Raw genomic sequence first — 8,672 nt, 5'->3', positions numbered from 1 at the left:
TAGAAGTAGCACTTCTACCGCTTCTGTATTGCTGTACTACCCACTTTCTTTTTTTTCATTCAATTTTTCCATTTAAATCACCAAAAGTGCAGAAATCTCGGCTTATTATTAAAGTGTAAACTAATAATCAAATTAAACAATGATTTTATATTTTCCAAAGTTTTAAATGCTCTTTGTTCTCCCCTTCCGAGATGGTTAGCATTGGTGAGGCAATTATCTTAGGGATTGTTCAAGGAGTTACTGAATGGCTTCCTATTTCTAGCTCAGGTCATTTGGTGCTTATGCAACAGCTTTTTAACATTGAGGTACCTTTAATTTATGATATTATCCTCCATCTTGGGACATTGATTGCTCTTTTCATTGTTTTTTGGAAAGAAATCGTGGGTATGACTCGTGCAGTGCTTACCTTTGACAAAAATAATCCTTCATTTCGATTTGCAATTTTTATTCTGCTCGGGAGTATTCCTACAGCAATTATCGGATTCCTTTTTCAGGATCTCTTTGCAAGCTTTTTTACCAGTCTTCTTGTCGTTGGCATAGGACTTCTCATAACCGGAACACTGCTGTTTTTTTCTCGCTTTGCTGATGGAAAAAAGGGTCTTACCCTCTGGCATGCGCTTTGCATAGGAACAGCGCAAGGCATTGCTATTATCCCAGGGATATCCCGGAGCGGCATAACCATTGCAACAGGACTGTTTCAGGGGATGGAAAAAGAGTTAGCAGCTAAGTTCTCCTTTCTCTTGTCCATTCCTGCAGTAGGCGGTGCATTTCTTTTGCGATTAACCGACTTAGAAGCAGTTTCTTCTCAGGATTACCTACCGTATTTCTTTGGTTTGCTTGCTGCAACGATTGTTGGTTATTATTCGCTGAAGCTGTTGTTGCATATCGTTGTCAAGAGAAAATTTCACACCTTTTGCTGGTATTGTTGGCCTGTTGGGTTACTTGCTATCCTGCTTTACTTTTTTGGTTGATAGAGGTGATGATTTGGTTTATTGTTTCAAGCTTTACCAGCTTCACCGTAATCTATAAATAGAACGATGATTGGTGCTATGGGATGAAACATTCGGTGATGTTCACGAAGTTCAAAGAGAGGATTTTTTCTTCGATGTTCTGTCAGTCATTTAGACTCGTGAAAAAGAAGCCACAGCCTTTTTTTGTGATGATGTTTTTTGATGTCCTTTTTTTTCTCATGCTTGCAGGAGGAGCAATGCTCATCAAGATAATCTTCCCTTCGCTTGATCCCTTAACTATCTTCATCAATTATCCACTTCTCCTCATGGTTCTTGTTATAGTTGGTCTCACGCTTTATTTTATGCTCCTTATAGCTATTTTCACGTTTTTTCAATACTGTATCCTTGATACCATGTTTGATTATTTTGATCAACAACCCTTTAGCTTTGTACGGTTCAAAACCTTTTATTGGTTGCATGTTTTTACGTTTGGTGTTTTTTCAGGAGTCTTTTTTTTACTGAATAGTCTCATTACTTCATTGAAGCCATCATATCAGGGTATCGGAACGCTTTTGTTGTTGCTTCCCTTTCTTGTCCTTGCCTATACGTATCTCAACCTTTTGCATGGCTGTTTTCTTAAGGAACATTCACTAAAGAAGATCTTTAAGGATTCAATATCCATTTTTAAGTCGAAAAATAGCCATTATTGGGCAATAATCATCTTTTCTATTTTTCTTTTTCTTTTCTATATCTCAATCTTACTTATTTTTCGCTTATTGCTGTTTCTAGCCCTTAGATTAGTAAAAATAGACTTTTATTACCCCCTCTTGTTTGAAGAGACAATATCAACAGTTATTACCGCTTTATTCTTCCTGATTCTCCTTTCTTTCAACCGAATCCTTTTTTATCAGGCAATTACCGTCTATTACAAAACGAAACATTAATAAGGACGTAGCTTCCCTAATTTTCCTTGATTTGCTTAAAATTTGGGTCGTTTTTTGCCAAAAGGTAGCAAAATGAAGCTTTTGATCCTCAACATTGGATCTTCTTCCATTAAGTATAGTGTCTTCTATGATGAAATTAAGCTCTACGATGGCATTATTGAGCGGATTAAAGACCGTAAAAGTTGTGAAAGTGGTCTTCGGGAGATCATCCGCGTTCTCGAAAAAAGCAAAGTAGAGATTGATGCGATTGGTCATAGGGTTGTTCATGGAGGAAAAACCTCTGAATCCTGCATTATTAAGCCAAAGGTTCTTGCTGAGATCAAGAAATGTAGCGAGTTTGCACCCGCTCATAACCTTCCCCAGACTATTGGCATCGAGGTATGTGCACGATTGTTTAAGAACATTCCCCAAGTTGCTCTCTTTGATACTGCTTTCCATCAAACCATGCCTGAGAAAGCATTTCTCTATGGCCTTCCTTATCCCTATTATTTGAAGTATGGCATCCGTCGTTATGGTTTTCATGGTATCAGCCATCGCTATGTGATGAAAGAAACAGCGAAATTACTGGGAAAATCACTTCAAGAATTAAAGCTCGTTTCTTGCCATTTGGGAAATGGAAGTTCCATTACCGCAATCCACAATGGTAAGAGTGTAGATACCTCAATGGGTTTTACCCCTCTTGAGGGCCTGGTCATGGGTACACGATCAGGAGATCTGGATCCTGCTATTATTCTCTATCTTATGGAAAAAGAAAAATTAAAGCCAGCGGAAATGAAAGAGATCCTTAACCAACGATCCGGGTTAAAGGGAATCTCGGGCACGAGTAATGATCTCAGAGACTTGGTTAATAAAAAAGATGCACGTGCAAAACTAGCGGTTGATATTTTCTGTTATCGGGCGGCAAAATACATTGGTGCGTATTGTACCGTGCTTAATGGGCCAGATGCCATTGTCTTTACCGCAGGCATTGGAGAAAATAGACCATCCATCCGTAAACAGATCCTTGATTATTTTCAATATCTTGGTGTTTTTGTCGATGAGCAGGCCAATAAAAAGAATGAGCAATGCATTTCTACACCAGCATCTCGTATTGCTGTCTTTGTCATTCGCGCAAACGAAGCCCTTGAAATGGCCCGTGAGTGTAAACGCGTGTTACAATAGTACGAGATAGTCGTTTAAAAAAATAAAATAAAGCAAGCGTTTATCTCGGAAGAGAAATGACAACATCGGTTTGAGTCAATTATCGCTCGAATAACTCTGGACTAATGCCTCTGCGGGTAAGATCGGTTTGAACTGCCTTTCTTGCTCGTGACAATCGTGATTTCAACGTACCTTGAGGAACTCCCAACATCTCTGCAACTTCCTGATAGCTTCTTTCTTGAACATCAACTAAGGTAAGTGCTTGTCGATAGTGTGCTGGTAATTGTTCGAGAGCACGTTCCACTTTTGCCCTAATTTCTGCTTGAACAGTTATACTATCTGGAGCGTATGCATCTCCAGTAACTGGTAGAGGTAGCTCATTACCATTATCTAAAGTACTCATTTCATCAAGCGATGAAAAACGTACAATGTATTCTCTCCGCTGCACATTACAAACAAGGTTTCTTGCTGTTGTGTACAAGTATCCTTCAATGTTGCTATCTGGATCCAACCCATCTCGGTGTTCCCATAACTTTAGAAAGGCCTCCTGGACAATATCTTCAGCCCGGTATCTTTCTCGTTCGGGAAGACGATAGTAGACGGTCGTGAATAAACGGGCAGCATGTTGCCTATAGAGTTGACCAAGTGCATCATGATCTCCTTCTGCTATGCGGGTCGCAAGATCACTATTAATGGAGATGTATGCTGTTGTCATCCTTGCTGCAAACCAAGCGTTCTATATAAATGTTCCTCGTAACCACTCCTTAGGAGTTATTATCTTAAGGGTAACCCTTTTTTCCTTCCAACATACGAATTTCCTTAATCAGAAGCAGTTTGAGTTTGTGTCGAAGAAGATAGATTATACTAGTAATAACCAGGCATGCACCAAGGATAAAGATAAGGGGAGTCATGGTGCCTTTCGAGAGCTCGCTGCCAAAGACATTAAACAGAACGGTTGAAGGTAAGAAACCGAGAAAGGAAAAGAAAAGAAAATCACGGAACCGTGCACCTGAGAGTGCTCCGATAACCGTTACAATTTCATTAGGAAATAGAGGAATGAGACGTGCGGAGAAAAAAACAATTTTTCCTTTATGATGGAAATAATGGTGCACATGTTGAATCTCAACAGGATCAAGCCAATGGTGGAGTACATGTTTTCCTAATTTTCTTGTTACTATGAAGAGAATGGTTGTTCCTATCAATGTGCCAGTGAGGTTAATAATCGTGCCTATGACTGGCCCAAACAGATATCCGGTGGCAATAGAAATTAACCCTCCAGGAATGAGGAACAAAAATGCTTGTAAGACGAACAACAACATAATAATTAAGGGAGCTAGGATACCAAATTCTGAAACAAATTCCTTGAAGGTTGTTGGATCACTGAAGATGCTGTCTTCAAGCCTTGCTTCAAAAAAATTGCTGACCAAACTGAGGAGCAAAACAAGGGTAATTAAAATACCGATTTCCACCTGATGCTTTTTTGAAATTAATGGTTGTGTCGTGGGTGATGCCATGCCTCGCTCCATGTTTTTTTATGGACACAAGTATTTAAAGGTTTGTCTACAATCCGCTTGTTGGACTTATACCTCTTGAGCGATAACCTTATTAAGATAATATTATTTGACGAGTCATGGCTCAACCACGATGTCCTTATTTTGGGCAATGCGCCGGGTGTTCTGCGCAACATATTGACTATACGATACAATACGCGAACAAGAAGCAACGTCTTGCACAAGTGTTGCATACTGATGCAATTACTGTTTTCTCTGGTGAGGAATATTCCTATCGAAATCGGCTTGAGCTTCTTTTTTCTCCTCAAGGGCCAGGTCTTCGCATGAAAGATCCACAACAGATTGTTCGGATTGATCATTGCGTTATTTGTACCCAAGAGCTCAATACCTTGATTACTGAGATTGTTAAATATTTTCGCGGTGTTGATGCATATGATCAACGAAGGAAAACAGGAACCTTTTGTTCTGCAATTCTTCGAAGCTCTGTGAGCGGAACGGCCATTACTTTTGTGTTAAACCCAGCATCTTCCCGTTTGAGCCAAGCTATTGCGACTATAGAGGCATTTGCTCCTCAGAGCAGGTCTAGTGCAATTCTTGTTGGTTATCTTTCAGAAGAACAAAATGGGTTTATTGAAGACGTTTTTGCTGTCAAAGGTTCTTTGCTTCTGGAAGAGCAGTATCTTGGGAAATCCTTTTCTTTTCCACCGTATGGTTTTTTTCAGAACAACACCAAACTCGCTGAGGAACTCCATAGGTATTGCCAGAGCATTCTTACATCATATGATACCAGCAATGCAACCTTGCTCGACCTCTATGCGGGTGCTGGAACCTTTGGGATTCTTAATGCGCCCTTGTTTAAAGCAGTTACCCTTGTTGAAGAAGCTCCTGCTGCTGTTGAAGCAGCAAAACTCAATGCGCAGCGTCATGGTCTTACTAATATACGTTTATTTTGTCGTGATGCACGGCAATTGAAGAATATAAAGCTTGAAAAGCCGCTCTTTGTTGTTACTGATCCACCTCGTTCTGGTATGGATCCGCAAACCCTTACTGCTCTTATGCAGCTTGAACCAAATGTTTTGCTCTATGTCTCTTGTAATCCAGAGCAGCTTGGAAAAGATCTGCTAAAATTTAAGGCAAAATCATATAACCTGAAAAGCGTAGCTCTTTTTGATTTCTTTCCGCAAACGCCGCACATAGAGACGGTTGTTGAACTCGTCAGATCTAAGCCTTAGTGACGGAGAACTTACGTAAGGTGCATACCCCAATAAAGATAAGCATCTTTATATAATTTCGTTTATTCTCTAGCATTATGAGCGACGTTATGAGAAGCTTTGCCTGTGATCTTGCACAACAAGCAGGGAGATATCTTTTGCAGAACTTTCGGAAAGATCCAACGTTGTTAGGGAAACGTGGATTGGCAAAAGAGATCTCGACAACGTATGACAAGGAAAGCGATGCGCTTATTACAAAGGCAATTGTGCAAAAATATCCAACCTATAATCTCTTAACTGAGGAGTCTGGGTTTATCGATAAGAAAAGTGAATTTACCTGGATTGTAGACTCATTAGATGGAACAAGTAATTTTTCGGTGGGTAATCCTTTTTTTGCTGTTTCTCTTGCGGTCTTGCATAAGAAAGATCTCGTGCTTGGAGTGGTGTATGCACCATTCTTAGATGAATTGTATGTTGCAGAAAAGGGAAAAGGTGCACAATGCAATACGTATCCACTCTCGGTATCTCGCATTGCTGATCTTCGACAGAGTTATGCAGTTGCGTGTGAAGGAGGTGCAACAAGCAATGCACGATTAGCGCAGATGCATGCTCAAATCCATCCACAGCTCAAAGATATGCGTAAATTAGGTTCAGCAGCTCTTGAAGGTGCATTTGTCGCATCGGGAAGAGCAGAGTTTTATGTGACGTTTGCTATTCCTTTCTATGATGTTGCTGCCGCGATTATTCTGGTGGAGGAGGCAGGAGGAAAGATAACTGATTTTGCAGGTAAACCTTGGAAGCCAGAAACATCAGATATTCTTATGTCCAATGGGCTGGTGCATGATCAGGTGTTACAGAACTTAAAGAAAATATAAACTGGAAAAAACATAGAGTGCCTAAAACGTTGAGGTAGAAAAATGGATATCAAAGATTTCAGCAAAGAAAAATCAATTAAGGTGAACTGCAGTTTCTGTGGCAATGAAATAGAATGCCCAGAGAGTATGCTTGAAAAAGCAAACAAGCATATGTGTTATGAATGTTTTATAACCAAAGAGCTATCTGATGAAGAGATAAAAGACGTTCATGTGGATATTCCAAGGGATAAGATGTCAGAGTTTGCTGCTTCTGAATTTGCAGATAACATCGTTGAAGAAACATTTTCTGCATTGTGGTCTGACCGAAAAGAGGAATTAAAAGAAATGTCAAAAAAGGACCTAGCTCAAGAGATGTTTGGTGCCGGGGTTTATTTAGGTGTTAAGGAATTTATCGACAGCATGAAACAGTTAGAAGATCAAGACAACGAAGATAAAGGAAAACAGGAATGAGTCTCAATCAATGATTGCTTGCTTGATATCATCGAAATAGATTATTCGTTCTTGATAATCTGAATCAGACGTATATTGGTAGATGCCTATCCCAATGTATGGCACCAGATCATCATTAAATCCGAGCGGAATGTTTCTTTGTTCAACGACCTTTACGCCATCCTGCCAGACTTCTAATAAGCCATTTCCAAAGGGATCCCACCTAATGTGGAACTCAAAAGTTATCCATGTATTTTTTGGGGTAGTACCTAGACTAACACTTTTTCTATCCCAATTTTTAAATCCAGGCGGGGTATATTTCCTTGCATCATAAATCCAGGTTATCAACAATTCATCGTTTTTATTCTCGAGGGTAAGTGGCGGGTTTCTTGGGTATTCACAACTCGGATAACCACAGCCCTCATCGGGAACATCATGCCACTGGATGATAATTTCTGGTTCACTGTCTTTTTCCATACCTTCTGAAGGGAAGTATACGCTAAAGCTCCAAAACTCCTGATTTTTTGTCTTATTCCTGAACTCACCAAAAAGCGATGCTTTTTTTTGGGTATTACTATCGCATTCTTTTCCTTCATCTTTTTGCCATACAAATTTCATAACATGGTTTTCTCTATTCATGGGATCAGTAATGACTTCTCCTGCTCTCTCTGTTTGCATCTGAGCAAATCTCCATTTCTTTGCACCTTCACTTCGTTGAGCCCATGAACAACGCGTGTATTCAGCATTCCAGCCATTTTCAAAATCATACTCCCATGAAACAGGATAATCTCTCAATGCGTTAATCTCCGGTTCACTAGCAGAATCAATGGCAGCATTGCCTTTATTGTATCTGGGGAAATCAACATAGTTGGAGATGTATATATCCTTAATAAAAATCAACAAAAGAATGGCGATAATACTGGTGATAATGATGGTAGCTTTTTTCATATTGCTGTTTCACATATTTTATAGAGCACTTTTTAAGATTCCAGCGCCATTGTAGGCGGTGCGACGGTCAAAACCTCATAGATAATCTATCTTCAGTTGAGAACAAAATTCTGTCTTTTATAAAACTTCCTTTGTGTAGATCTGAAAACGGGTAATCTTTCTTCTCTTGAAAAATCTTTACTCAATCGATAACATTCGATGAAGTGAGACATCACTTAGATTATGTTAAGTGAAATTGATTTTTTGCCTTTAAGCTGAAACACTTTAGAAATCTTTATTAAAATGCTCGCATTAATCCTAATAATATGGCATATATAGACATACTTGGTTATGTAGCAGGAATACTTGTTGTTATCTCGCTACTGCCACAGGTCATAAAAAGTTGGAAAACCAAATCAACAAAAGATATCTCTTTGTCGAGATATGTCATTTATGTTCTAGGTTTATTCCTTTGGGTAACTTATGCAATTATTATTCAAAACGGACCTGTGGCAGTTATGAATGGAGTTGGATTAGTGCTCGCTGTTTCCATTCTTTATCTAAAACTTAAACATGGATAACGGGTAAAAAATCAACTTGCTCAACTTTGTTTCGCACCCCGCTGCATTTTCCTCCCTTTAGTCGTCGGGTCACTTAACACAGAATCGGATACGTTATTCGGAAT

General features: G+C 39.3%; 10 protein-coding genes. 7 read left to right on the top strand and 3 right to left on the bottom strand.

The window, feature by feature from the left end; translation table 11 throughout:
* The first annotated feature begins 191 nt into the window (after positions 1 to 191).
* From HYW21_03765 to HYW21_03755, 3 genes are all read left to right on the top strand, one after another.
* Complete coding sequence (locus tag HYW21_03765) at positions 192 to 971, top strand: undecaprenyl-diphosphate phosphatase (protein ID MBI2548443.1); 780 nt, start codon at positions 192 to 194, stop codon at positions 969 to 971.
* Between the two features lie 83 nt (positions 972 to 1,054).
* Positions 1,055 to 1,894, top strand: coding sequence for a hypothetical protein (locus tag HYW21_03760; protein ID MBI2548442.1), 840 nt, complete (start codon positions 1,055 to 1,057; stop codon positions 1,892 to 1,894).
* A 72-nt stretch (positions 1,895 to 1,966) separates the two neighbouring features.
* The gene (locus HYW21_03755) at positions 1,967 to 3,055 is read left to right on the top strand and encodes an acetate kinase (protein ID MBI2548441.1); all 1,089 of its coding nucleotides are present in this window, start codon (positions 1,967 to 1,969) and stop codon (positions 3,053 to 3,055) included.
* A gap of 79 nt (positions 3,056 to 3,134) precedes the next feature.
* Here the strand turns inward: HYW21_03755 and HYW21_03750 are convergent, their stop codons facing one another.
* Complete coding sequence (locus HYW21_03750; protein MBI2548440.1) at positions 3,135 to 3,749, bottom strand: RNA polymerase sigma factor; 615 nt, start codon at positions 3,747 to 3,749, stop codon at positions 3,135 to 3,137.
* Between the two features lie 64 nt (positions 3,750 to 3,813).
* The gene (locus HYW21_03745) at positions 3,814 to 4,560 is read right to left on the bottom strand and encodes a TVP38/TMEM64 family protein (protein MBI2548439.1); all 747 of its coding nucleotides are present in this window, start codon (positions 4,558 to 4,560) and stop codon (positions 3,814 to 3,816) included.
* Between the two features lie 104 nt (positions 4,561 to 4,664).
* Here HYW21_03745 and rlmD point away from each other — a divergent pair, with 104 nt between their 5' ends.
* From rlmD to HYW21_03730, 3 genes are all read left to right on the top strand, one after another.
* On the top strand, positions 4,665 to 5,777 hold the full coding sequence (rlmD, locus tag HYW21_03740; protein MBI2548438.1) for a 23S rRNA (uracil(1939)-C(5))-methyltransferase RlmD: 1,113 nt from the start codon (positions 4,665 to 4,667) through the stop codon (positions 5,775 to 5,777).
* Between the two features lie 77 nt (positions 5,778 to 5,854).
* Positions 5,855 to 6,631 (top strand): inositol monophosphatase, encoded by a 777-nt coding sequence (locus HYW21_03735; protein MBI2548437.1) that lies wholly within the window; start codon positions 5,855 to 5,857, stop codon positions 6,629 to 6,631.
* Between the two features lie 42 nt (positions 6,632 to 6,673).
* Positions 6,674 to 7,081 carry a hypothetical protein gene (locus tag HYW21_03730; protein MBI2548436.1) on the top strand — a complete coding sequence of 136 codons (408 nt, stop codon included), beginning with the start codon at positions 6,674 to 6,676 and terminating at the stop codon, positions 7,079 to 7,081.
* Between the two features lie 3 nt (positions 7,082 to 7,084).
* Here HYW21_03730 and HYW21_03725 read toward each other — a convergent pair whose 3' ends face one another.
* Positions 7,085 to 8,008 carry a heparin lyase I family protein gene (locus tag HYW21_03725; GenBank protein MBI2548435.1) on the bottom strand — a complete coding sequence of 308 codons (924 nt, stop codon included), beginning with the start codon at positions 8,006 to 8,008 and terminating at the stop codon, positions 7,085 to 7,087.
* 305 nt (positions 8,009 to 8,313) lie between these two features.
* Here HYW21_03725 and HYW21_03720 point away from each other — a divergent pair, with 305 nt between their 5' ends.
* Positions 8,314 to 8,568 (top strand): SemiSWEET transporter, encoded by a 255-nt coding sequence (locus HYW21_03720; protein MBI2548434.1) that lies wholly within the window; start codon positions 8,314 to 8,316, stop codon positions 8,566 to 8,568.
* Positions 8,569 to 8,672: the final 104 nt, after the last annotated feature.

The sequence above is a fragment of the Candidatus Woesearchaeota archaeon genome, assembly GCA_016187565.1.
Classification (GTDB): Archaea; Nanobdellota; Nanobdellia; order Woesearchaeales; family JACPJR01; genus JACPJR01.
Note: the sequence above shows the minus strand (reverse complement) of the source record. Positions and strands in the feature narration are given on the sequence as shown.

What these genes read in the sequence shown, in the direction of transcription:
- HYW21_03765 (MBI2548443.1), top strand. Translation starts at nt 192, where the DNA reads ATGGTTAGCATTGGTGAGGCAATTATCTTAGGGATTGTTCAAGGAGTT.
- HYW21_03760 (MBI2548442.1), top strand. Translation starts at nt 1,055, where the DNA reads ATGAAACATTCGGTGATGTTCACGAAGTTCAAAGAGAGGATTTTTTCT.
- HYW21_03755 (MBI2548441.1), top strand. Translation starts at nt 1,967, where the DNA reads ATGAAGCTTTTGATCCTCAACATTGGATCTTCTTCCATTAAGTATAGT.
- HYW21_03750 (MBI2548440.1), bottom strand. Translation starts at nt 3,749, where the DNA reads ATGACAACAGCATACATCTCCATTAATAGTGATCTTGCGACCCGCATA.
- HYW21_03745 (MBI2548439.1), bottom strand. Translation starts at nt 4,560, where the DNA reads ATGGAGCGAGGCATGGCATCACCCACGACACAACCATTAATTTCAAAA.
- rlmD (MBI2548438.1), top strand. Translation starts at nt 4,665, where the DNA reads ATGGCTCAACCACGATGTCCTTATTTTGGGCAATGCGCCGGGTGTTCT.
- HYW21_03735 (MBI2548437.1), top strand. Translation starts at nt 5,855, where the DNA reads ATGAGCGACGTTATGAGAAGCTTTGCCTGTGATCTTGCACAACAAGCA.
- HYW21_03730 (MBI2548436.1), top strand. Translation starts at nt 6,674, where the DNA reads ATGGATATCAAAGATTTCAGCAAAGAAAAATCAATTAAGGTGAACTGC.
- HYW21_03725 (MBI2548435.1), bottom strand. Translation starts at nt 8,008, where the DNA reads ATGAAAAAAGCTACCATCATTATCACCAGTATTATCGCCATTCTTTTG.
- HYW21_03720 (MBI2548434.1), top strand. Translation starts at nt 8,314, where the DNA reads ATGGCATATATAGACATACTTGGTTATGTAGCAGGAATACTTGTTGTT.